General features: G+C 72.7%; 17 protein-coding genes, 1 tRNA gene and 1 riboswitch. Of the genes, 10 read left to right on the plus strand and 8 right to left on the minus strand.

Going from position 1 to position 22,536, the window contains the following annotated elements:
• Window positions 1-130: 130 nt before the first annotated feature.
• Window positions 131-2,224, minus strand: coding sequence for an asparagine synthase-related protein (locus tag PUR53_RS28200; protein WP_329902006.1), 2,094 nt, complete (start codon window positions 2,222-2,224; stop codon window positions 131-133).
• Between the two features lie 714 nt (window positions 2,225-2,938).
• On the opposite strand from PUR53_RS28200, the gene PUR53_RS28205 reads away from it, so the two are divergent.
• From PUR53_RS28205 to PUR53_RS28220, 4 genes are all read left to right on the plus strand, one after another.
• Window positions 2,939-4,363, plus strand: a complete 1,425-nt coding sequence (locus tag PUR53_RS28205) for an MFS transporter (protein WP_329910080.1) — start codon at window positions 2,939-2,941, stop codon at window positions 4,361-4,363.
• 210 nt (window positions 4,364-4,573) lie between these two features.
• On the plus strand, window positions 4,574-5,785 hold the full coding sequence (gene lhgO / locus PUR53_RS28210; RefSeq protein ID WP_329910081.1) for an L-2-hydroxyglutarate oxidase: 1,212 nt from the start codon (window positions 4,574-4,576) through the stop codon (window positions 5,783-5,785).
• Window positions 5,786-5,847: 62 nt separating this feature from the next.
• Complete coding sequence (gene trmB, locus PUR53_RS28215) at window positions 5,848-6,723, plus strand: tRNA (guanosine(46)-N7)-methyltransferase TrmB (RefSeq protein ID WP_329910082.1); 876 nt, start codon at window positions 5,848-5,850, stop codon at window positions 6,721-6,723.
• A gap of 77 nt (window positions 6,724-6,800) precedes the next feature.
• Window positions 6,801-8,138, plus strand: coding sequence for a PrsW family intramembrane metalloprotease (locus PUR53_RS28220; RefSeq protein WP_329902002.1), 1,338 nt, complete (start codon window positions 6,801-6,803; stop codon window positions 8,136-8,138).
• Between the two features lie 94 nt (window positions 8,139-8,232).
• On the opposite strand, the gene PUR53_RS28225 is transcribed toward PUR53_RS28220, so the two are convergent.
• From PUR53_RS28225 to PUR53_RS28245, 5 genes are all read right to left on the minus strand, one after another.
• Window positions 8,233-9,177, minus strand: coding sequence for an aldo/keto reductase (locus PUR53_RS28225; RefSeq protein ID WP_329902001.1), 945 nt, complete (start codon window positions 9,175-9,177; stop codon window positions 8,233-8,235).
• 118 nt (window positions 9,178-9,295) lie between these two features.
• Window positions 9,296-10,357 (minus strand): M23 family metallopeptidase, encoded by a 1,062-nt coding sequence (locus PUR53_RS28230; RefSeq protein ID WP_329902000.1) that lies wholly within the window; start codon window positions 10,355-10,357, stop codon window positions 9,296-9,298.
• A gap of 10 nt (window positions 10,358-10,367) precedes the next feature.
• Window positions 10,368-10,529: riboswitch (cyclic di-AMP (ydaO/yuaA leader) on the minus strand.
• A 261-nt stretch (window positions 10,530-10,790) separates the two neighbouring features.
• Window positions 10,791-11,894: a PP2C family protein-serine/threonine phosphatase gene (locus PUR53_RS28235; RefSeq protein WP_329902032.1), complete on the minus strand. Its 1,104-nt coding sequence runs from the start codon at window positions 11,892-11,894 to the stop codon at window positions 10,791-10,793.
• A 142-nt stretch (window positions 11,895-12,036) separates the two neighbouring features.
• Entirely contained in the window at window positions 12,037-12,696 is a 660-nt protein-coding gene (locus PUR53_RS28240; RefSeq protein WP_329901999.1) for a GTP cyclohydrolase II, read from the minus strand.
• A gap of 123 nt (window positions 12,697-12,819) precedes the next feature.
• Window positions 12,820-13,362: a MarR family winged helix-turn-helix transcriptional regulator gene (locus PUR53_RS28245; protein ID WP_329901998.1), complete on the minus strand. Its 543-nt coding sequence runs from the start codon at window positions 13,360-13,362 to the stop codon at window positions 12,820-12,822.
• Between the two features lie 48 nt (window positions 13,363-13,410).
• On the opposite strand from PUR53_RS28245, the gene PUR53_RS28250 reads away from it, so the two are divergent.
• Both PUR53_RS28250 and PUR53_RS28255 read left to right on the plus strand, forming a co-directional pair.
• A complete protein-coding gene (locus tag PUR53_RS28250) occupies window positions 13,411-14,568 on the plus strand; it encodes a dihydrofolate reductase family protein (protein WP_329910083.1) in 1,158 nt (385 codons plus the stop codon).
• 178 nt (window positions 14,569-14,746) lie between these two features.
• Window positions 14,747-14,820, plus strand: a tRNA-Met gene (locus tag PUR53_RS28255).
• An 83-nt stretch (window positions 14,821-14,903) separates the two neighbouring features.
• On the opposite strand, the gene cyaB is transcribed toward PUR53_RS28255, so the two are convergent.
• Together cyaB and PUR53_RS28265 are read right to left on the minus strand one after the other, a co-directional pair.
• Window positions 14,904-15,485 (minus strand): class IV adenylate cyclase, encoded by a 582-nt coding sequence (gene cyaB / locus PUR53_RS28260; RefSeq protein WP_329901996.1) that lies wholly within the window; start codon window positions 15,483-15,485, stop codon window positions 14,904-14,906.
• 49 nt (window positions 15,486-15,534) lie between these two features.
• On the minus strand, window positions 15,535-17,970 hold the full coding sequence (locus PUR53_RS28265) for a beta-alanine-activating enzyme beta-propeller domain-containing protein (RefSeq protein WP_329910084.1): 2,436 nt from the start codon (window positions 17,968-17,970) through the stop codon (window positions 15,535-15,537).
• Window positions 17,971-18,362: 392 nt separating this feature from the next.
• On the opposite strand from PUR53_RS28265, the gene PUR53_RS28270 reads away from it, so the two are divergent.
• Genes PUR53_RS28270 through PUR53_RS28285 form a run of 4 tightly spaced genes read left to right on the plus strand, consistent with a single transcriptional unit; the run spans window position 18,363 to window position 22,456 of the window.
• Window positions 18,363-18,827, plus strand: coding sequence for a hypothetical protein (locus PUR53_RS28270; protein ID WP_329901994.1), 465 nt, complete (start codon window positions 18,363-18,365; stop codon window positions 18,825-18,827).
• Window positions 18,828-18,853: 26 nt separating this feature from the next.
• On the plus strand, window positions 18,854-20,509 hold the full coding sequence (locus PUR53_RS28275) for a hypothetical protein (RefSeq protein ID WP_329910085.1): 1,656 nt from the start codon (window positions 18,854-18,856) through the stop codon (window positions 20,507-20,509).
• Window positions 20,510-20,555: 46 nt separating this feature from the next.
• Window positions 20,556-21,254: an ABC transporter ATP-binding protein gene (locus tag PUR53_RS28280; RefSeq protein WP_329910086.1), complete on the plus strand. Its 699-nt coding sequence runs from the start codon at window positions 20,556-20,558 to the stop codon at window positions 21,252-21,254.
• Window positions 21,251-22,456, plus strand: a complete 1,206-nt coding sequence (locus tag PUR53_RS28285; protein WP_329901991.1) for an FtsX-like permease family protein — start codon at window positions 21,251-21,253, stop codon at window positions 22,454-22,456. Before PUR53_RS28280 ends, PUR53_RS28285 begins: the two co-directional genes overlap by 4 nt.
• The last annotated feature ends 80 nt before the right edge of the window (window positions 22,457-22,536 follow it).

Genomic DNA, 22,536 nt, shown 5'->3' on the forward strand with positions numbered 1-22,536 from the left:
GGGGCGCGTGCGTGCACGTGAGGTGCTGGGGGGTCGGACGTCTGTCCGATCCAGAGGGAGACCATTGACGGATCCCGTTGGTTGTACGCATCCGGATGCCGAGATTCCGCTCCCCCTGCTACCTCGACTGTCAGGCCCGGCGAGCCGTCGCCCCCGTGCCCAGGGCGCCCCGCTGGGGGGTGATGCCGGCCGGGACCGCGCGCTGTCTGGCCGGGGTGCCGGTCCAGCAGGTGCCTCGGCGGGAGAGGAGGCGGCGGAGCCAGAGTTCGAGGGCGACGAGGTCGGCGAGGCCGTCGAGCGGGAGGGGTTCGCCCTCGGCCGCCGCACGCAGGGCCTTGCGGACCACTCGGGCCTCCACCAGGCCCGCCTGGGCGAGCAGGGGGGTGTCGAAGAGGGTGATCAGGGTGTCGGCGGCCGCGCGGAGGCCGGTGCGGGCGGCCGCGGTGGACGTCGCGTGGGACGGGGCGCCCCAGCCGGGCGGGAGGTCGGTGACGCCGGCGCCCTCCAGGACCGTACGGAGTATGGCGGCGCGGGCGCCCGGCCGGACACGCAGGGCCTCGGGGAGGGCGCGGCAGGCGCGGACGACCTGGTTGTCGAGGAAGGGCATGTGCAGGCGTTGGGAGCGGATCTCCGCCGCCTGTTCGAGGACCCTGAGGTCGGCCGCGTGGCGGGCCAGGGCCGCGCGGGCGCGGAAGTCGCCGGGGCGCTGGCCGGGGCCGACGGTGGAACGGCCGGTCGTCGCCCCCAGGCGAATCGATACTTCTGCCAGGGCCTCGCCGGTCAGCCAGCGGGCGGCTGGGCCCGGTCTGGCCCAGGTGAGTGCCGCCAGGGAGGCGCCCACCGCGCCTCCGGGCTCCTCGAAGCGGCGCTGCATCAGACGGGTGGCGAGGACGTCGACGCCGGAGCGGTACGGGGTGCGGGCCAGCTTCCGCGCGGCGCCGTAGACCCGCGCGGGGACCAGCACCGAGCCGTCGGCCTTGGCGAGGGCGGCGACCGGGCGGACCAGGTGGCGGCGTTTGCGGTCCATGAGGAGGTCCGCGAGCCGGGCGGGGTGGGCGTCCAGGACCTGGCGGGCGCCGTAGCCCGTGAAGTGGTCGGCGCTGCCGGAGGCCAGGCGGGCGCGGTGGCGCGCGGCCGTCACCAGGGAGGGGCCCGGCTCGTCGGTGAGGGGGACGTCGAGGTCGGCGTACGGGAGGACCTCCTCGCCGCCGGTCACGACGACGTGGTGGAGGCGGGGGTTGGCGGCGAGGGTGCCCGCCCGTTCCAGTTCGGTCTCGCGGCCGGAGGTGGCCAGGTCGTTGAAGGTGACGGCGAGGAGGCGCTCGCCGGCGCCCGTGCCGTGGCCGAGGACCGTGCCGGGGGCGCCGGGCAGTCCGGCGGCGAGCAGGGCCAGGGTGCCGGAGGCGGGGCCGCCGGAGACATCGGCTCCTATGCCGGGCACGGGCATGCCGCGGGCGGCGCGGCGCTCGGCGGGGCCCATGCCGGGCACCGGGCCTGGATCGACGTCGGGCACGTGCCGGGGGGCCGAGAGGCGGACCCGTACGGACTCCACGAGGGCGTCGCGGACGGCGTCCACCGCGCTGGCCGGGTCGGCGGAGGGGGCGGCGACGGCGAGGGAGGCGACCGGCTCGTAGCCGGCGATCTCCCGCGCCCCGGCGCGCAGGATCAGTGCGTGCCCCGGAGGAATGCGGCGCACGCCGTCGTACGGAGTGGAGTCCTGGAGGGCGTCCGGCACATCGGGGGCGGCCAGCAGGGCGGCCAGATGCCCGAAGTCGAGGTTGGCCTCGACGAGGTCGGCCAGGGGCAGGGCGGCGGTCGCGTACGCCGTGCCGCCCGCCCAGGGGGTGTGGAAGACCGGGCGCGCGCCCGCGAGGTCGCCGCAGACGGTCACCCGGCGGCCGACCTGGACGACGGCGGTGTAGCTGCCCGGCCAGGCGGTGAGATGGCGCAGCGCGCCGCCGCGGGCGGCGAACAGGCCGACGCGCAACTGCTCGTCGGAGGCGCCGCAGATACCGAGGACGGCGATCCGCGTCTGGGCGTCGGCCTGCACGACCCGCACCTCGTCGGGGCGCCAGTCGCCGACGGCCCACAGCGGATCGGGGTCGCCCCAGAGCAGGTGCGAACCGACCGGGTGCACCGTCTCGCCGTCGGGTCCGGTGGCGCCGGCGGAGCCGTAGACGGGCGCGCCAGCGGCGGTACTGCTCCATCCCACCAACCACCGCATCGACGCCTCCACAGGCTGTGGACAACCGGTGCACCGTACGAACGGCACCCATGCTGCCACGAAGGAGGCCTGCCGGAGGGCGTGCGGCTCGGCTTGTGCACCGGTAAGTGCGCCCCTGGGGAGCCTTGAGCGCTCCCCCGTCACACCCTCAAGTCGCCCCGGAGAAGGGGCGGTCGACAAAGGGGGACCCCGGGTCTACGACGTGAATGCGCCCCCGGTACGCTCCCCCAAAACACCTAACGCGCCCTCAAGAGACGTGGTCGGGGCGGTATTCACCCTCGACGCCCACCGTCGATTTTCGGCCAAATCGGCCCCGAAGGGCGGAGTTCACCCGCTCTCGCCTCCGCCCCCGATGGCGACGCAGCGTCAACGCACAGTCCGGGAGGCGGAGTTCGCCCCCCGGACCGGTCCGCCGCCCGCGGGGATGTAGGCGGCGGTGTCCCCCAGCCCACTGGATCCAGTACAGCGGGCCGACCCACGCACGACCATGGAACCGCTCCCCCGGTGGCCGGAGAAGAGCGCACGGACGGGCGCACGGCCACACAGCGGGAGCACGTGACAACACTCCGTACTTCGTCCGCACTTTCGTACGGACCACAATCCCGCCATCCGGATTTGTGCCCCTTAACGCTTGGGATGCGGCGAACTACGCTGGGTTTACGAATGCCGCGTGCCTATGCCGCCGCGGCAGCCGTCTGTTCGAGGGGTGGCGCAATGTCCAGGGAGCAACGCGGGCCGAACGAAAAACTCGGCGCCGTTCTCGCCCTCGCGGGAATCAGCAACGCAGGACTCGCGCGTCGCGTCAACGATCTTGGCGCCCAACGCGGGCTGACACTTCGCTACGACAAGACCTCGGTGGCGCGGTGGGTCTCCAAGGGCATGGTCCCCCAGGGTGCCGCGCCGCATCTCATCGCGGCCGCGATCGGGCAGAAGCTCGGCCGCCCGGTGCCGCTCCACGAGATCGGCCTGGCGGACGCGGATCCCGCCCCCGAAGTGGGCCTCGCCTTCCCCCGTGACGTCGGACAGGCGGTGCGCTCGGCGACGGAGCTCTACCGCCTCGACCTCGCCGGCCGGCGCGCGGGCACCGGTGGCATCTGGCAGTCCCTCGCCGGGTCGTTCGCGGTGAGCGCGTACGCGACACCCGCGTCACGCTGGCTCATAACCCCGGCCGACAGTTCGGTGGCGCGCGAAGCGGGCTCCGTCGAGGGCTCCGGGTCGCCGCTGAAGGTCGGCCACAGCGATGTGCAGAAGCTGCGGGAGGCCGCCGAGGACGCCAGGCGCTGGGACTCCAAGTACGGAGGCGGCGACTGGCGTTCGTCGATGGTGCCGGAGTGCCTGCGGGTCGAGGCGGCGCCGCTGCTGCTCGGCTCGTACTCCGACGAGGTCGGCCGCGCCCTCTTCGGAGCCTCCGCCGAACTCACCCGCCTCGCAGGCTGGATGGCCTTTGACACGGGTCAACAGGAGGCGGCGCAGCGGTACTACATCCAGGCGCTGCGCCTGGCGCGGGCCGCGGCCGACGTGCCGCTGGGCGGGTACGTCCTGGCGACGATGTCGCTGCAGGCGACCTACCGGGGCTTCGGGGACGAGGGCGTCGACCTCGCGCAGGCCGCGCTGGAGCGCAACCGGGGGCTCGCCACCGCGCGCACGATGAGCTTCTTCCGGCTCGTCGAGGCGCGGGCGCACGCCCGCGCGGGCGACGCGGCGGCCGCCGCGTCGGCCCTCAAGGCCGCCGAGGGGTGGCTGGAGCGGGCCCGGGACGGCGACCACGACCCGAGCTGGCTCGGGTTCTACGGCTACGACCGGTTCGCCGCCGACGCGGCCGAGTGCTACCGCGACCTCAAGGCGCCGCGTCAGGTGCGCCGCTTCACCGAGCAGGCGCTGTCGCGGCCGACGGAGGAGTTCGTGCGGTCGCACGGGCTGCGGCTCGTCGTGTCGGCGGTCGCCGAGCTGGAGTCCGGCAATCTCGACGCGGCGTGCGAGCAGGGGGTGCGGGCGGTGGAGGTCGCGGGGCGCATCTCGTCGGCGCGCACCACCGAGTATGTGAAGGATCTGCTGCATCGGCTGGAGCCGTACGGGGACGAGCCGCGGGTCATCGAGCTGCGGGAGAGGGCGCGGCCGTTGTTGATGACACCGGCGTAGGGTTTTGGGCGCCTGATCATCTGCCGGGTTTGTGTGTCTTCGGCGGGTGCGGGTGCGTGGGGGTTGAGCGCGCAGTTCCCCGCGCCCCTGACAGGGCGCGGCTTTGGGCGGCCGGTGTCAGAGAACGTGACCAGCGCCATGTGGGCGGCTTCCGGGTTTGAGGGCATTGTCAGTGGTGCAGTGCACTATCGGAGTCGGGAGGTGGGGCGCGTGCGGAGGCAGGGCGCTTACGACTGTGATGTGCTCGTGATCGGCGGCGGGATCGTCGGGCTGTCGACGGCGTACGCGATCACGCGGGCGGCGCCGGGCACACGCGTCACCGTGCTGGAGAAGGAGCCGGGACCGGCCCGGCACCAGACCGGGCGGAACAGCGGCGTCATCCACAGCGGGATCTACTACCGGCCGGGATCACTGAAGGCGCGGTACGCGGTCAAGGGCGCCGCCGAGATGGTGAAGTTCTGCGCCGAGTACGGCATCGACCACGCCGTCACCGGGAAACTGATCGTCGCCACGGAGCGGTCGGAGCTGCCCCGGCTGCACGCGCTGGTGCAGCGCGGCCGGGAGAACGGGATTCCGGTGCGGGAGCTGGGCGCCACCCAGATCGCCGAGTACGAGCCGGAGGTGCGCGGGCTCGCGGCCATACATGTCGGCACCACCGGGATCTGCGACTTCGTGGGCGTCGCCCGGCAGCTCGCCCGCGCGTCCGGCGCCGAGATCCGGTACGGCGCCGAGGTCGAGCGGATCGACCGGCGGGCGTCGCTGGGGGTCGCCGTGCGGGTGCGGGGCGGTGACGTCGTACGGGGGCGGGTGCTGGTGAACTGCGCCGGGCTGCACTGCGACGAGGTGGCCCGGATGACCGGGGACGAGCCCGGGATGCGGATCGTGCCGTTCCGGGGGGAGTACTACGAGCTGGCGCGGCCCGAGCTGGTCCGTGGACTCGTGTATCCGGTGCCCGACCCGGCGTTCCCGTTTCTCGGGGTGCATCTGACCCGGGGGATCGACGGGGGCGTCCACATCGGGCCCAACGCCGTACCCGCGCTGGCCCGCGAGGGGTACGGGTGGGGGACGGTACGACCCCGGGAGCTGGGGGCGACGCTGGCGTGGCCCGGGTCCTGGCGGATAGCGCGGCGGCACTGGCGGTACGGGGCCGGAGAGCTTCGGCGGTCCGTGTCCAAGAAGGCGTTCACCGGGGCGGTGCGGCGGCTGTTGCCCGGAGTCTCGGAGGGGGATCTCGTACCGGCCGCGGCCGGGGTGCGGGCCCAGGCCGTACTCCGGGACGGGACGCTGGTGGACGACTTCCTGATCAGGGAGGGAGCGCGGGCGGTTCACGTACTGAACGCGCCTTCACCTGCGGCTACGGCTTCGCTGCCGATCGGGCGTGAGGTGGGGAGGCGAGCGCTGACGGCGTTGGCCGGGACGTGAGTGCGTTCGGGGTGCACGGGCGTGGGAGGCGCTTCGGTCGAGGGTCGTAAAATTGGGGCACTGTGGCTGACTCCGTCGAATCTCCCGAACCCCGCACCCCCGGTGCCTCCCTGCGGCCTACCCGGCCCAAGGGGGAGCCTCGGTTTCCCGATGGGCCCAAGGCGGATCCCGCCGGGTCGCACTTCGAGCGGCGGATCCGGAGTTTCCAGCCGCGGCGGAGCCGGGTGACGGCCGGGCAGGCGGACGCGCTGCAGCGGCTGTGGCCCAAGTGGGGGCTCGACATCGACGGGCGGGCGCTGGACCTCGTCGAGCTGTTCGGGAACGACCGGCCCGTCGTGCTGGAGATCGGCTTCGGGATGGGCGAGGCGACCGCGCAGATGGCCGCCGCCGACCCCGAGACCAATGTCCTCGCCGTGGATGTGCACACCCCGGGCCAGGGCAACCTGCTGAACCTCGCGGACCAGAGCGGTCTGTCCAACGTCCGGGTCGCCAACGGCGACGCGATCATCCTGCTGCGGGAGATGCTCCCGCCCGACTCCCTGGACGGGCTGCGCGTCTACTTCCCCGACCCCTGGCCCAAGAAGCGGCACCACAAGCGGCGGCTCATCCAACCGGAATTCCTCAGCCTCGTCGCGTCCCGGCTCAGGCCGGGGGCCATCGTGCACTGCGCGACGGACTGGGAGCCGTACGCAGAGCAGATGCTGGACGTGCTCACCGCGCACCCCGACTTCGAGAACACCCGGGCCGACGGCGGGTTCTCGCCACGTCCCGTCTTCCGGCCGCTGACCCGTTTCGAGGGGCAGGGACTGGACAAGGGTCATGTGGTGAACGATCTGCTCTTCCGCCGCGTACAGCAGCGTGAGCAGGAGCGGAACCCGAAGCGGAAGCAGGAGCAGAAGCAGAAGCCGCAGTCCGAACTGCCCCCCACAGGCGCCTGACGACTTGCCTTCACCGCCCGGCGGGGCGTACCACGCGCCGTCGCGGGCGGCGCCCGTCCCTCGTTAGGGTCAATGCAATGGCCACCAGTTCCCCCTACCCGACGCACCCCAGCGGCCCCACCGGTGGGTATGTGTTCAGGCCCACGCGCTGGTGGCAGCGGAAGGGCGTCAGATACGGGGCGCTGATAGGGCTGCTCGCGGTCTCCGGGCTCGTCATCCTCGCGCTCGTCCGGGAACAGACCGGCACGGAGGGCTTTCTCGTCGGGCTGGGGCTCGCGGTGCTGCCCGTGCCGCTGCTCATGGCGGCGTTCCGGTGGCTGGACCGGGTGGAGCCCGGGCCCTGGCGGAACCAGGTGTTCGCGTTCGCCTGGGGGGCGTGTGCGGCGGCGCTGATAGCCATCGTGGCGAACAGCTTCGCGACGCGGTGGATAGCGACGGCCACGGCCGATCCCTCGCACGCCGACACCCTGGGTGCCACCGTCATAGCTCCCGTGGTCGAGGAGACCGCCAAGGCCGCCGCCGTCCTACTCGTGTTCCTGTTCAGGAGACGGGACTTCACCGGGGTCGTGGACGGGGTGGTGATCGCGGGCTTCACCGCGACGGGCTTCGCCTTCACCGAGAACATCCTGTACCTGGGGACCGCCTTCGGGACGGACCAGCTCAGCGGGGGGAGCGGCCTCGCGTCGGTCACCGCGGCCACGTTCTTCGTCCGGGTGATCATGTCGCCGTTCGCGCATCCCCTGTTCACCGTGTTGACGGGGATCGGGTTCGGGGTGGCGGCGTTCTCCGCGGAGTGGCAGCGCGGGCGGCGGGTGCTGGTGCCCGTGGGTGGGTTACTGCTCGCCATGGGGATGCACTCGGTCTGGAACGGGTCGGCGACGTTCGGGGAGTACGGGTTCTTCGCGGTGTACGCGGCGTTCATGGTGCCGGCGTTCGGATTGCTGACGTGGTGGGTGATCTGGGCTCGGCAGCGGGAGTTGCGGACCGTGCGGGAGGGGTTGCCGGCGTACGCGGCGGCGGGGTGGCTCACGCCGGTCGAGCCGTATGTCCTGGGGTCGATGCGGGGTCGGCGGGTGGCGCGGGAGTACGCGGCGCACCACTTCGGGAAGGCGGGGGCCCGTTCGATCGCGGAGTACGAGGTGTACGCGACGAAGCTGGCCTTCCATCGGTATCGGGGGTTGCGGGGGCGGGCGGGGAGTGACTTCGCGCTGCGGGAGCGGGAGTTGCTGTTCGAGCTGTGGCGTAGGCGGGAGTTGGCTCGGCCGGCCATGGCGTATGCGGGGCGGGAGGTCGGGGCGAAGTACGGCTACGGGGGCGGGTCCGGGTACGGGTCTGGGGCGTTCGGGGCGGCCTACTTGCAGCCCGTGAGCTATGGGGTGGCGTCGTATCCCGCGTACAACCCCTATCGGTACTAGCGCTTCGCGTGTCGGCGGGGGCGGGCGGGCGAGCGAGCGTCCGTGGGGCCCCTTCGCATTCACTCGCTCCGCGCCCGGTGCGGGTTCGTACGGCCTACGACGAGGCCTCGGTCAGGTGGGTCAGTTCCTCGGGGGTGAGGGTGAGGTCGGCTACGGCAAGGAGCGCGGGGAGTTGGTCCAGGGAGCGGGCTGAGGCGATCGGGGCCGCGACGGTCGGCTGGGCTGCCAGCCAGGCGAGGGCGACGGTGGCGTGGGCGGCGCCGCGGGACTCGGCGATGTCGTCGAGGGCGGCGAGGACACGGGGGCCGGCCGGGGTGTCGAGGTAGGCGCCGGCTCCCTCGGCCCGGGGGCTGTCGACCGTCGTGCCGGGGCGGTACTTGCCCGTGAGGAAGCCCTTGGCGAGGGCGAAGTACGGGACGGCGGAGAGGCCGGAGTCGGCGGCGACGGCCTGGAGCGGGCCCTCGTAGGTGTCCCGGGAGACCAGGTTGTAGTGGGGCTGGAGCGCCACGTAGCGCGCCAGGCCCTCGGCGGCCGCGAAGTCCAGGGAGGCCCGCAGGCGTTCCGGGGTGATGTTGGAGGCGGCTGTCGCGCGGACCTTGCCGGCCTTCACCAGGTCGTCGAGGGCGGTGACGATCTCCTCGACGGGGACCTCGGGCTTGTCGAAGTGGGTGTAGTAGAGGTCGATGTGGTCCGTACCGAGGCGGGCCAGGGACGCGTCGGCGGCGGCCTTGATGTTGGCCGCCGTCAGGCCCTGGTACTCGGGGTGCTGGCTCACCTTGGTCGCGATGACCACGTCGTCGCGGTTGCCCCGGGACCTGACCCACTTGCCGATGATCCGCTCGGACTCGCCGCCCTCGTTGCCCTCGACCCAGGACGAGTACGAGTCCGCCGTGTCGATGAAGTTGCCGCCGGCCGCCGTGTAGGCGTCGAGGACGGCGTAGGACTGTGCCTCGTCCGCCGTCCAGCCGAAGACGTTGCCGCCGAGGGCGAGCGGGAAGACCTCGATGTCGGACGTGCCGAGCCTGCGAAGAGAAGTCATGTCCGACGTCAACCAGCGGACCGGAGGCCCGCATTCCCCATCGACACCGAGGCAGGACGAACGCCGCGTGGGCCCGGGGGCTCACGCGGCGTCGCGGTGCAGTGCGGGTGGCGGCGGGCTACGGGGTCAGGCCCTTGCTGCGGAGCCAGGCCGCCGGGTCGATGCCGCTGCTGGAGCCGCCGGGGTGGACCTCCATGTGGAGGTGGGCGCCCGTGACGTTGCCGGTGGCGCCGACGCGGCCGATGACATCGCCGGTGGCGACCTTCTGGCCGACGCTGACGCCGATGGAGGACTGGTGGGCGTACCAGATCTCGGTGCCGTCATCGAGGGTGAGGACGGTCTTGTAGCCGTAGGAGCCCTCGTAGCCGGCCTGCGTGATGGTGCCGCTGTGGACGGCCTTGATGAGGGTGCCGGTGGGGGCCGCGAAGTCGAGGCCGGTGTGGTAGCCGGAGGACCAGTACGGGCCGGCCTGACCGAAGGTGGAGGTGAGGGTGTACGAGGAGGTGGGGAGGGCGAACTGCTTGGCCAGGGCGGCGAGGCGTTCGGCTTCCTTCTTCTCCGCGGCCTCCTCCTCCGCCTTCTTCTTGGCGGCGGCCTCCTTGGCCTCGGCTTCCTTCTTCTCCTGGGCGGCCTGCTCGGCGGCCTTGTCCGCGGCGGCGGTCTGCGCGGCCTCGGCGGCGGCCTTGTCGAAGGCGTCCTGCTGGGACTCGGCCTGCGCCATGATGCGGGCGCGCAGCGCCTCGCCGGCGTCCGCGGTGCCCTGTTCGGTCTCGGCGGCGGTCAGACCGGCGCTGCTGAGCGGGGTCCTGGAGGCCTCGGGCTCCGGCTCGTCGGCCTCGTCCTCGAAGACCGAGCCGACGTTCGGCATGTCGGGCATGGATATGGAGACCGGGGCCTTGCCGGACTGCGCGCTGGCCATCCCGGCACCGCTGACGGCGGCTATGACACCGACGCCGAGCACCGTGGAGCTACGGGCAAGTCCGTTACGGGCGAGTACGCCGCTCTTCTTGGCGACGCGGTGCCGACCGCGAACGGGGCGCAGGGTGTCCTCGCTGGGGTTCCACTCCTGCCAGGGGCCCTCGTCGTCGCTGTTGTAGCTGCCGTAGCCGAACGTCTGGCTCTCGCCGTCGCGTTGGGTCGGCACGAACGGGGCTTCGGTCGCGGACCGGTTCGACGCCACGTAGGCGTACTCCTTCCTTCCTTCTCGCCTACCGGGTTAGCTGACGGGTTCGGAGCAGGAAGGTCTCCTACGCGCGTAAACCGGTCGTGCGTACTGCCACGGCGGTTTCCGTGCGATTCACCCCAGGGTGGTGGTTCCCCGGTTCCCTTGCGGGATTCGACGCGTGAGCACGGAGCCGTCTCTTGTGACGGCTGGGACGACCGCGCTGCGTTATCGAACGTTAATAGACGCGAGTACTCCATTCCAAGCTGTTCCGAATGATCGTTCCGGCTTTCGCGCTGGACTTTACGGGTCATGAGGGGGTGAAAACGGGCGAGTTGACCTTGACTGGTGAGTAACAGTCGGGCTGATGCGACGTCAGTTCCTATACAGAGGACGGTGGGACGAACACGCTCGGTGACATCGGCCGTCTGCCCGCGATGACACCGGCGTCTCAGGGGCGGCGGACGGCCAGGAGTGCCATGTCGTCCGTGGTGCGGTCGCCCGTGTGCCGGCGCACCTCCTCCGCGAGGGTCGTCAGCAGGGCGCGCGGGGCGGTGAAGGTACGGCCGGAGAGGCGCGCGGCCGGGTCGTAGAAGACGCCGTGCGCGTCCCGCGCCTCGGAGAGGCCGTCGGTGTAGAAGAGCAGCGTGGCTCCGGCCGGGAACCCGGTCTCCTCCGCGCGGTCGGGCCAGGTGCCCAGGTCGTCCATGCCGAGCGGCAGCGCGGGCCGCTGGGCGTCCAGGGTGCACAGCGTGCCGTCGGCGTGCAGCAGCAGGGGCGAGGGGTGGCCCCGGTTGACGATCCGGGCGCGGCCCGCGCCGTGCGGGAACTCCGCGAGCACGGCCGTCACGAACCCCTCGTACTCCACCGCCGCGTCCCGGCGCGCGGCCTCCCGCCGCGTTCCCTCCCTGGCCAGCGCCCGTTCCAGCCGCTGCGCCACCGCTTCGAGTGTCGCCTCCTGTTCGGCCGCCTCCCGGAACGCCCCGATCAGCACCGCCACCGCCGACACCGCCCCGAGCCCCTTGCCGCGCACGTCGCCCACGATCAGCCGTACGCCGTGGGGCGAGTCCTGCACCGCGTACAGATCGCCGCCGATCGACGCCCCGGCCTGCGCGGCCTCGTACCGCGCGGCGATCTCCAGCCCGCCGATCCGCTCCTGCGGCACGGGCAGCACGGCCCGCTGCGCCGCCTCGGCGATCTCCCGCGCGGTGGCGAGCCGGGCGTCGCTGCGGCGGACGAGGCGGTTGATGAGGACGGCCAGCACGGCGACGGTGGCCACCGTGGCGATCTCGGTGAGCGCGTCCACCTGGCCCGCGTCGTCGTAGTGGAGGCGTACGGCGGTGATGCCGGCCACCGACCCGACGCCGACGACCACCGTGCCGAACAGGGTGAAGAGCGGGGCCGTCACCAAGGGCGCGGCGGTGAAGAAGGGGACCGCGGTGAACTCGCGCGGGGTGAAGTGGTCGTAGAAGAGGCCGACGGCGATCAGCAGCACGGGAAGGAGGCGGGCGAGCGTACGGGCGTACGAGAACCGCCGCCCACCCGGCTCCCGCATGACCTCCGCGCCCTCTCGCTGCCCCACGGATACAGGGTTTCCGGGGGTGGGCGGCGGGGCTAGTCGGCGGGGCCGAGTGGGCTAGGGAACCGAATGACGGAGGAGGTGCGGCTGGGGGTTCAGGCGGGGTTCAGGTGGGGGTTCAGCCCGCCGAGAGACCCGTCAGTCCCGTCGCCCCCGTCAGCTCGTGCAGGGGGAGGGTGTGCTGGGTCTGGAGGACCTTGGCGCGGAGGTAGCGGACGTTGTGGGCGGTGGTGAAGACGCCCGTGGGGACGCGGTCGCGGACGCGCACACCGAGGTCGCGCAGCTGCTGGGCCTTGTCGGGGTTGTTGGAGAGCAGGTCGAGCTCGTCGATGCCGAGGGCGCCCAGCATCTGGGCCGCCGCCGTGTAGTCCCGGGCGTCCTCCGGCAGGCCGAGCGCCGCGTTCGCCTCGTAGGTGTCGAGGCCCTGGTCCTGGAGGGCGTACGCGTCGAGCTTGTTGTAGAGGCCGATGCCCCGGCCCTCCTGGCGGAGGTAGAGGAGGACGCCACCCCGGTCGGCGATCCGCTCCACCGCCTCGCGCAGCTGCGGGCCGCAGTCGCAGCGGGCCGAGCCGAACACGTCGCCGGTCAGGCACTCGGAGTGCAGTCGCACCAGCGGGGCCGTGCCGGGGGCGGGGTCGCCGAGGACGACCGCCAGGTGCTCCCGGCCGTCGACGAGGTCGTGGAAGGTGACCATCTCGGCGTCGACGCCGTAGCCGTCCTGGAAACGCAGCGGTACCCGGACGCGGGCACGCGGGGTGGCAGCGGGAAAGTCGGGCATGCGGGTTCTCCGGTCCTGGTGCGAGGTGTCGCTGTGCTTCAGTTTTGAAGCACAGCGCTCGCAGCGACTCTAACCCGTGCTTCAAATTTCAAGCAACCGGATTGGGGATACGTCACATTCCCGTCACGCGCGGTCCCGCTCGTCCTGCTGGGTCGACGAACACGCGCGGCGGCGCCACGGGAGGTCGTCCGAGCCGGGGGGCGTCCGGGGGCCCCCGCCCTGGATCGCCGTCGCGATGGCCGCGCAGATCTCCTCGAACTGGCCGATCTGCTCGGGACTGAGATGGTCGAAGACGGCCCGGCGAACCGTCTCGACATGCCCGGGCGCCGTGCGCTCCAGCAGGGCCATGCCCTCGTCGGTCAGCACGGCGACACTGCCGCGCTTGTCCCACTGGCACTCCTCGCGCCGAACCACGCCGTCCTTCTCCAGCCTGGTCACGACGTACGTCAGCCGGCTGCGTGTGATCTTCAGACGCTCGGCGAGCTCGGTCATCCTCATCCGGCGCTCGGGCGCCTCGGAGAGGGCGGAGAGCACGGAGTAGTAGAGGTGCGGCAGACCGGCCTCCTGCTGGAGCTGCCGATCGAGCGCGTCCTCCAGGAGGGAACTCGCGGCCACGTAGGCACGCCAGGCACGCTGTTCGTCGGGGGTGAGCCAGCGGGTCGTCATACGTACAGTGTAGTTAGTGTTTAAAACTTGAACCAAGGGAGCGCGTCCATGCCCCAGCCCTACGTCCTGCTGTCCGCCGCCGTCTCCCTCGACGGCTTCCTGGACGACACGGGGCCCGAGCGGCTGCTGCTCTCCGGCCCGGCCGACTTCGACCGGGTCGACGAGGTGCGCGCGGCCAGCGACGCCATCCTGATCGGCGCCGGCACCCTGCGCACCGACAACCCCCGGCTGCTGGTCAACTCCCCCGAGCGGCGCGCGGCCCGGGTCGCCGCCGGGCTCCCGGAGTACCCGCTGAAGGTCACGGTCAGCGCGTCCGGCGAACTCGACCCCGCGGCCCAGTTCTGGCACACCGGCGGCGAGAAGGTCGTGTACACGACCGACAAGGGCGCGGAGCGGCTGCGGGGGCTTGGCCTGCCGACGGGAGCGAACGGCGTGGCCGTGGTCTCCGTCGGCCCCGAGCTGGAGTGGCGGGCCGTCCTCGACCACCTCGGGGACGTACGCGGTGTCCGCCGCCTCATGGTGGAGGGCGGCGGCCGGGTCCACACCCAGCTCCTCCAGCAGGACCTCGCGGACGAGGTGCAGCTGGCCGTCGCACCGCTCTTCGTGGGCGAGGCGGACGCGCCGCGCCTGTTCGGGACGGGCTCCTATCCCGGAGGGCCGAAGAGCCGGCTGCGGCTGCTGGAGACCCGGCCGGTCGGCGACGTCGTCCTCATCCGCTACGCCCCCACCGTCCCCGGCACCGGCCCGGCCGCCTCACCCGCCGACCGGCACTGGCTCGACCTCGCCTGCACCCTGGCCGCCGCGTGCCCGCCCTCGCGGACCGCGTTCAGCGTGGGGGCGGTCGTGGTCGCGGCGGACGGTACGGAACTGGCCCGCGGCCACTCCCGCGAGGGTGACGACCCCGTGGTCCACGCCGAGGAGGCCGCCCTCGCCAAGCTCGACCCCGCCGATCCGCGCCTCGCCTCCGCCACGGTCTACAGCAGCCTCGAACCGTGCGCCCGCCGCGCCTCCCGGCCCGCGCCCTGCGCCCGGCTCGTCCTCGACGCGGGCGTCCGCCGCATCGTCACGGCCTGGCGCGAACCGGACACGTTCGTCGAGAACGCGGCCGCGGGCAACGCGCTGCTGTCGGCGGAGGGCGCCGAGGTGGTGGTGCTCCCGGAGTACGAGGACCGCGCGAAGGCCCCGAACAGCCATTTGGTGGGGTGAGGCGGGGGTTGCCGCGACGGTTGGAGTGAGCCGGGAAGGCTCCCGCGCGGGTGGGGTGAACGAGGGGCCGTCGCGCTCCTGGCTGCGCCCGTGCCGTCGCCGTGGTGGTCGGTGAATGGTGGTCGCCGGTTAATCGTGTGCTTGGTGTCCTGCGGATGGCGTACACTGGTTTCAACGACGCGGGGTGGAGCAGCTCGGTAGCTCGCTGGGCTCATAACCCAGAGGTCGCAGGTTCAAATCCTGTCCCCGCTACTGAAGGCCAGGGGCCGGAATCCGACAAGGATTCCGGCCCCTGGTTTTTGTCCGCCCCGCTCCCGCGCGCCCGGTGTGCGTGCTCATCCGCCGGGGCCCTGGACACGGCGGGCCGCCGCCACCGCTTCGGTGTAGAGCTCGCGGGTGAGATCCCCGGGGCCGACGCCCAGCTCGTCCAGCACCGCGCGGATGTCGTCGAGGGCCGCGGCGACCTCGGCCTCCTCCTGGACCAGGGTCTCGATCTCCAGGAACGTGCCGTCCAACTCGGGCACCCGTACGAGCGTCGCGAGCATCCGCCGGCCGTACGCCTCGAACGCGTGGCTGCGGCAGCGCTTCTCGAACACGATCGCCGGTACGTAGCCGAGGTGCTCCAGGATGGCGTGCGCGACCTGCGAGTCGCCGACCCGCGTCTCGTACTCCGGCTTCGACCCGGACGCCTCGTCCACCGCGGCAGCCTTGAAGGTCAGCAGCGTGCGCCGGTCGCCCGTGCCGTGGTCGACCAGGAACCGCAGCCGCAGCTCCTCGTCCCGCGCCCGCAGACTGCCGTCCGGCAGGTCGTAGTACGTGTCCTGATACGTCTCGGACCTGCCCTCACCCCGCTCGTCGAGCGCCCGCGCGACCGCCTCCGGCGCCCGAACCCGGGCCTTCAACTCCGCCTCGATCACGCCCGTCCTCCACTCCCCGGCTTCACTCCTCCGCCCTCCACTCCCCCGTTCAGCGCGCGACCGCGAAGACCGTGCCGCTGTCGTTGCCGACGTAGACCGTGCCGTCGGTCGCCGTGGGCGAGGAGCGGATGTCCGCGCCGGTGCGGTACGTCCACAGGGGTTTGCCGGTGTCCGTCCGTACGGCGTAGAGGTTGCCGTTCTTGCTGCCGACGTACACGGCGTCGCCGAGGACGGCCGGGGAGGAATAGACGATGGCGCCGATCGTGAACTTCCACCTCTGCTTCCCGGTGCGGGCGTCGACGGCGTACAGGTTGCCGTCGTCGCTGCCGACGTAGACCACGCCTCCGGACACGGCCGGCGAGGAGCCGATCCCGCCCCGGGTGGCGAAGGTCCAGAGGAGTTCACCGGTGTCGCAGTTCACGGCGTACAGGTTGCCGTCATAGCTGCCCACGTAGACGACGCGGTCGGCGACGGCTGGTGAGGATTTGACGTCGCCGTCGGTCTCGAAGGCCCAACGGCGTTCGCCGGTCGCCGCGTCGACGGCGTGGAGCCGGGAGTCCTCGCTGCCCACGTAGACCTTGTTCCAGGCGACGACCGGGGAGGAACGGATCCGGCCCTCGGCGGCGTACGCCCACTGCCTCTCGCCGGAACGGGCGTCCACGGCGTACAGCCGCGCGTCGTCACTGCCCGCGTAGACCACTCCCCCGGCGACCACGGGCGAGGAGTTGACCTCCCCGCCGGCGCTGAACTGCCAGCGCTGCTCACCGGTCTTCACCTCGACCGCGTAGAGGTGGTAGTCCGCGCTGCCGAAGTAGGCCAGTCCACCGGCCACGGCGGGGCAGGTGTAGACGCCGTTGCCCGTGCCGAACTGCCAACGCGGCTTGCCGGTCTCGGCGTCCAGGGCGTACATGCTCCCGTCCCTGCTACCGGCGTACACCAGCCCGCCCGTGGCGAGGAGCGCGGGCGCCACCGGGCCTCCGGTGCCGCGCTTCCACCTCGACCGCCCCGGAGTCGGTACACCCTCCGGGTCCTTGAGGGTGCTGTTGCCGGACCCGTCGTCGGGGTCCTGGTCACCACGCCCCAGCAGATACGTGCCTACGCCCACGGCGGCGACGCCACTCGCTCCCGCGAGCACGGCCAGCACCCGGCGGCGGGTCGGGGCCCCGGCACCACGGTCCGCCGAGCCGGCCGCCGACCGGGGGGCTTCCGATGACGCCGATCGCGGTGGGGACTGCTCGTCCGGCGGGGTGGGCGGGCCGTCCGGCGCTACGGGGTTGGGGGCGTCGGCAGCGGGGTGGCGGGGGTCGACGGGGAGGTGGAGGTCAGCGGGGCGGGCGTCCACCGGAAGGCGGGGGTCCGCAGGAAGGCGAGGGCCCGCAGGAAGGCGAGGGTCTATGGGAAGGCGAGGGCTCGCTTCTGCCGCCCCCGGCGCCCCCAGCTCCACCGGCGTTGCCGGAGTGTCCGCCGCCCCCGGCCGGCCGGCCGCCTCCTGCACCTTCGTCGGGCCCGGCACCGGTGTCATGCCCGTCCCACGCGCGCCCTCACCCTCCCCACGCGCGCCCTCGTCCTCCCTCTCCCCGGCCCGTCGCACCGACGAGGCCACGGACGCGGGCAGCCAGGCGCCGTCGTGCAGAGCGAGGGTCACGGTGTCCGTGCCGTACGCCGTCTCGGGCTCCGGGAGGATGTGCCCGGCGAACTCGGCGAGCAGTTCGGCGACGGTGGGCCGACGGGCCGGGGCCTTGTCGAGACAGCGGCCGAGAAGCGTGCGCAGCCCTGCGGGGAGGGCGGACAGGTTCGGCTCGTCATGCACGACCCGATAGCCGACGCCGATCGACGGACCGGACCCGAAGGCACCCTCGCCGGTGGCGGCGAAGACGAGGACGCCGCCGAGGGCGAACACATCGGCGGCCGGACCGGCCCGGTCGCCCGTCAACTGCTCGGGCGACATGAACGCGGGGGTGCCGATGACGGCGCCACTGCGGGTCAGTGAACTCGATCCGGCGCTGATCGCGATCCCGAAGTCGATCACCTTGGGGCCGTCGGGGGCCAGCAGCACGTTGGAGGGCTTCAGATCCCGGTGGACGAGCCCCGCGGTGTGGATGGCCTGGAGCGCCTCGCTCAGGCCGGCGCCCAACGCGAACACCGAGGCCTCGGGGAGCGGCCCGTGGCGCGCGATGGTGTCGTCGAGCGAGATGCCGGCGACATGGACGGTGGCGAGCCACGGCGGATCGCCGTACGGATCCGCGTCCACGACCGCGGCGGTGAACGCGCCGCTGACGGCCCGAGCGGCCTCCGCCTCCCGGGCGAACCGCTGGCGGAACTGGGGGTCGTAGGTCAGTTCGGGCCGGATGGTCTTGACGGCGACGGCACGCCCGCCCGGTGAGAGCCCGAGGTAGACCCGCCCCATTCCCCCCGCACCGAGGCGGCCCACGATCCGGTACGGCCCCACCTGCCGAGGGTCACCGCTCTCCAACGCCTGCGCCATGGCCCCCTGCCCCCTTCTGAGGGCGATCCACCCCCGGACGCCTCGCCGTCCATGATGTCCGGCACATACGAAATCCGCACCTCACTGAGCGCACGGACGCACCACGGACACACGAAGGTTCCCGCTTCCGCTGGCGGCCGTCGTCACGCTCAGGTGTGAACAACACCGACTGCCTGGTGGCTAAATTTGGCCATTCATACGTCCGAATGAGGCCGCCAGGGGCCCGTCCGGAGCGAGAACTCTTCCGCTTGATGGTTTCTTCTGGGACGAGCCGGACATTGATGCGTCGCTTTTCGGTCACTCCTTGGGATTTGCGCAACATATACAGTTCGTCGCCTGGTTGGGGCGACATGTCTGCATGTGTGCGCCATGAACGCGGGGAGGGGCGGCGGATGAAGAGGGTGCTGCTGACGGCGGGGCTCGTCGGGGTTCTGGTGGTGGGGCCGGCTGTGCCGACCGTGGCCATCTCGGACGCGGGGTCGACACCGCTGCCCGGCACGGGGGCCAGGGTCGAGGTCAGTGCGTGGCAGTGCAACGCCTACGCCGACAAGTGCTCCTTCAAGACGTCGACGAAGACCATGAGGGGCGGGAGCAGGTACCGGGTCAGCAAGATCAGCAACACGGCGACGGTGAAGGCCAACGGCTGGCAGGCGACCCTGGCGCTGAGCCCCAGCGGCACGCCGGTGAGTGAGAACACCCGGCAGGTCAGCTGGACGAACAAGAACACCTGGATCGCCGACGTCAGCGGTATCGCCGACCCGGGAGGATCGCTCAACACGAGCATCACCACCTGCTCCGACGGCGGTGCCTTCAACTCCGGCGTCAAGGCCTTCGCCTCGGCCTGCGCCAACGACTGAACCGGCGGAACCGAGCGGTGGAACGTGTGGATCCTCGCCGGCGGGGCCTCCTGACTCTGGGGACGGTGGTCGCCGCCGCCGCTCTCGGCGCCTCGGTGCTCGGCGGCGGACCCGTGGAGCGGCCCGCGCCGCCCGGTGGTGAGCTGGCCGGGCAACTCGACGCCCTGCGCGGTGCCAACGACCTCGTACGGGCCACGCGTGCCGATGTAGGGCACGACCCCGCCCTGTACCCGACCGCGTACGGACGGCTGGAGGCCGGCCTCGCCGTGCGCCACCGAGGAGCCAAGGGGCAGGAGCAGCAGCAGGGTCAGGGCGGGGTGCCGGAATTGCGGGCCGCCCCGCTCGCCGAACTCGCTCGTACCGACTCCCTCGACACCCCGGCCTGGCGCGCCCACTACGTGTGCCTCTCCCTGTCGGGGGCGGAACCGGGCGAGAGCCGGGGCGCGGCAACCGTTCTGGAGCGGGCCGGGCTCCGGAAGCGGGCCGTACAGGAGGCGCGCGGGTACCTGCGTGCGCCGGACGAGGAGGACGACGCCCTCACCTCCCTCGCCACACGGGCCGCCTTCCTGCAGACCCTGACGTGCCTGGGGCAGGACGCCGACGTGTCCCGGGCCACGACGAACGCCCTAGCGGCGGACGCCGCTGGCGCCGAGCGGGCCGTACCGGCGCTGTACGCGGTGGAGGCGTTGCGCGGAGTCGGCGTACGGGCGCGGGCGGCGCGCGCCCTTCGAGGCGCTGACACGCGACTGGCGGCCGGTTGCACCGGCCTCGACCCCATCCAGCGGGCCGCCCTGACGCTGCTGAGGCACCGGCTGACGCGGCAGACGTACGACTGTCTGCTCCCGTACTTGGCGGACTCCGACACTCAGACGCGGTGGCTGGTGCGCCGAGCCCTCACTCTCGGCGACGACGGGGCGGGCAGCCCCGCCGGTTCGCTCCCCGAGCCGGTCGGGCGCGTGCGGCCCGACGGCCTCGTCGCGAAGTCACCGGCCCAGTTGGGGACCCTGACCGCCACGTACAACGCGGCGCGGGCGCTGACCGCCGCCGCGCAGCAGGAACACACGCCGTACTGGCTCGAACGGCGGTTGACGCGGATGGGTTCGGGCACCGGTGCGAGTCTCGACCCCTCCGATCGGCTGTTGCTCGCCATGACGTGTCACCGGCTGGCTCTGAGCTGTGGGCCGCAGGCCGAGAAGGGGGCGGCGGAGGCGGCCCGGTTGAAGCTGCCCGCCCGGCTGACCACGGAGAACGAGCGCCGTTGGTACGGCGTCATGTCGGCCCGCGCGGAGTTCGGGCTCGCATGCGGGCGTACGGCCGTCGAGTTGCCGGACGGCGAGGCCGAGGCCGAGGGCGGCGACGCGCGGCTGTCCGCCCGCTCGCTGCGCATCGTGGCCGTGCTCGCGCACGCCGGGTGTACGGCGTCGGCGGCACGGCTCACCGAAGGGGCCGATCTCGTCGCCCAGACCCGGAAGTCGTTGCGGGAGGGCGACCTGGTGACGGCCTCGGACGCCGTGCAGGCGGCGCTCGCCTCGGACCAGAGCATTCCGCAGGACCTGTGGGACGACCTGCCGGGGCTGCTCCGGCGCCACCGCGACAAGGAGTTCCCCGACCTGTACGCCGCCTCTCCGGGCGGCAGCGCCTCGGCGGAGGCCACCAGGGCCGCGTACTACCTCCTCGCCTGACCCACCCCACGTATCGGCCCCCACACCAGAAGGACGACTCCGCCCCATGAACACCGCCTCCCCACCCGCCGTCGTCGCCGAAGGCCTGGCCTTCGGCTACGCGTCCGGCGGTGGTCTGGTCCGTGCCGATCTCACCCTCGGCGCGGGAACCACGGCCGCCGTCGAGGGGCCGTCCGGTTCCGGCAAGAGCACCCTGCTCGCCCTGCTCGGACTGATCCTGTCCCCGACGGCGGGCTCTCTGCACATCACCGGGACGGACACGGGGGCGTTGGCCGCTGCCGACCGGGACCTCATGCGGCTGAGGTCGATCGGCATCGTGCTGCAGGATCTCGGGCTGCTGCCGTTCCTCAACGCATGGGAGAACGTGGCCGCCGCCTTCGGCCCCCGGCTCGCCCGGCACCGTACGCAGGCCCGGGCGCTCCTCGGGGACCTGGGCATGGGGGACCTGGCCGAGTCGCGGGTCACCGAACTCTCCGGTGGGCAGCGGCAACGGATCGCCGTCGCCCGGGCGGCCGTGAAGCAGCCGGTGCTCATCCTGGCCGACGAGCCGACCTCGGGTCTCGACCCCAGGACGGCGAAGTCGGTGATGGACGCGTTGCGTTCGTGCGCGGAGCGGGGTGCGGCCGTACTGCTCGTCACGCACGACGCGGCGGTCGCCGCGACCTGCGACCGGCGCCATGTCCTCGACGAGGGAGTGTTGTCGGCCGTCGAGTCGCGCAACGCCCCCGAGGGGGGCCTCGGATGAGCCGGTGGAGTCTGTACACGTGGACGCGCGACGGCCGTTCGCTGCGCAGGGCGTTGCCGACGCTCACGGTCCTGGCCGCGTTGCTGACCACGTCCGCAGGAGTGGCGGCCGGGGCCGCCGGGGCCGTCGAACGGGACGTCCTGGGGTCGGGTGGGCTCACCCAGATCGAGCTCTCGTCGTTCGAGGGCGACACGTCGGTCCGGCCGCTCACCACCTCGGCGCTGCGGGACGCCGCGCACGCACCGGGCGTCCGGCGGGTTGTCGCCGACTACCCCTCCGTGCTGTACGCGGAGGAGGACGGGACGTACGACCTGGCCGGCCACACCCTGACGCCGGGCGACGATCTGCCGCTGGTGAAGGGGAGGATCCCGGCGGTCTCCGCCGGGCTCGGCCGGGAGGAGGTGGTGCTGCCGGCCGCCGCGCAGGGGACCGACTTCGCCCCGCTCCTCGGGCGTACCGTCGCCTTCGGGTACACGAAGGCGACGGGCGCCGCGTCCGGCACCACCGCCGTCATCAGGCTGAAGGTCGCGGCCCTCTACGACCCCGTGTGGCAGGCCGACGGCCCCGACGTCGCCTATCTGTCGGAGGACACCGCCGCGCTGCTGGCCTCGGCGCGCGCCGGGCTGACGCCGGAGACGTTCCGGGCCCGGGAGGGCGCGCAGTCCGCCGTCGTGCTGGTCGGGCATCAGCGGCAGGTGGCCGCCGCGACCGAGGCGCTCCAACGGGACGGGTTCTCCGCGTCGCCGGTGTCCGATCGTGTCCGCAACCTGCCGGGGCTCTTCGGAGTGGCCGACTTGGCGATGCGGGCCGGGGTGCTGGTCCTGGCGGTGGGGGCGGTCGTGATCGGGGCGGTTCGGGCGGCGGACAGTACGCGGGCCCGGGTCGGGCAGTTCGCCGTCCTGCGGATCCTCGGATCCGGACGGCCCGAGCTGAGGCGGATCCTGCTCGGTGAAGCCCTGCTCTCGGGTGGGGCGGCCGGGGCGGTGGGCGTGCTGGTCGGTACGGCTGCGTCCGTGGCGTCGGCCGGTCCGCTCAGCGATCTGCTCGGCCTGCCCATCACCGCCGCGGGGGCCCTCCCCGGACCGGCCTGGGCCGCGGCCGCGCTGCTGCTGCCCGCCGTCGGTCTGGCCACCGGCACCCTCCTCGGCAGCCGCGAGGCCCTCCGCAGTGACCCGTATCTCACGGCGCGGGCGCATGCCTGACGCGCGATCACCCGAAGGGCGCTCGCTCCGGGCGGGCCCCTGACGGCCCCTGAGGGCCCCAGCCGGATGGCCGGATGGCC

Source organism: Streptomyces sp. SP18BB07, from assembly GCF_036322545.1.
GTDB classification, from domain to species: domain Bacteria; phylum Actinomycetota; class Actinomycetes; order Streptomycetales; family Streptomycetaceae; genus Streptomyces; species Streptomyces deccanensis.

Coding starts and splice junctions, on each gene's coding strand:
- PUR53_RS28200 (WP_329902006.1), bottom strand. CDS start 2,224: ATGCGGTGGTTGGTGGGATGGAGCAGTACCGCCGCTGGCGCGCCCGTC.
- PUR53_RS28205 (WP_329910080.1), top strand. CDS start 2,939: ATGTCCAGGGAGCAACGCGGGCCGAACGAAAAACTCGGCGCCGTTCTC.
- PUR53_RS28220 (WP_329902002.1), top strand. CDS start 6,801: ATGGCCACCAGTTCCCCCTACCCGACGCACCCCAGCGGCCCCACCGGT.
- PUR53_RS28225 (WP_329902001.1), bottom strand. CDS start 9,177: ATGACTTCTCTTCGCAGGCTCGGCACGTCCGACATCGAGGTCTTCCCG.
- PUR53_RS28235 (WP_329902032.1), bottom strand. CDS start 11,894: ATGCGGGAGCCGGGTGGGCGGCGGTTCTCGTACGCCCGTACGCTCGCC.
- PUR53_RS28240 (WP_329901999.1), bottom strand. CDS start 12,696: ATGCCCGACTTTCCCGCTGCCACCCCGCGTGCCCGCGTCCGGGTACCG.
- PUR53_RS28245 (WP_329901998.1), bottom strand. CDS start 13,362: ATGACGACCCGCTGGCTCACCCCCGACGAACAGCGTGCCTGGCGTGCC.
- PUR53_RS28250 (WP_329910083.1), top strand. CDS start 13,411: ATGCCCCAGCCCTACGTCCTGCTGTCCGCCGCCGTCTCCCTCGACGGC.
- PUR53_RS28265 (WP_329910084.1), bottom strand. CDS start 17,970: ATGGCGCAGGCGTTGGAGAGCGGTGACCCTCGGCAGGTGGGGCCGTAC.
- PUR53_RS28270 (WP_329901994.1), top strand. CDS start 18,363: ATGAAGAGGGTGCTGCTGACGGCGGGGCTCGTCGGGGTTCTGGTGGTG.
- PUR53_RS28280 (WP_329910086.1), top strand. CDS start 20,556: ATGAACACCGCCTCCCCACCCGCCGTCGTCGCCGAAGGCCTGGCCTTC.
- PUR53_RS28285 (WP_329901991.1), top strand. CDS start 21,251: ATGAGCCGGTGGAGTCTGTACACGTGGACGCGCGACGGCCGTTCGCTG.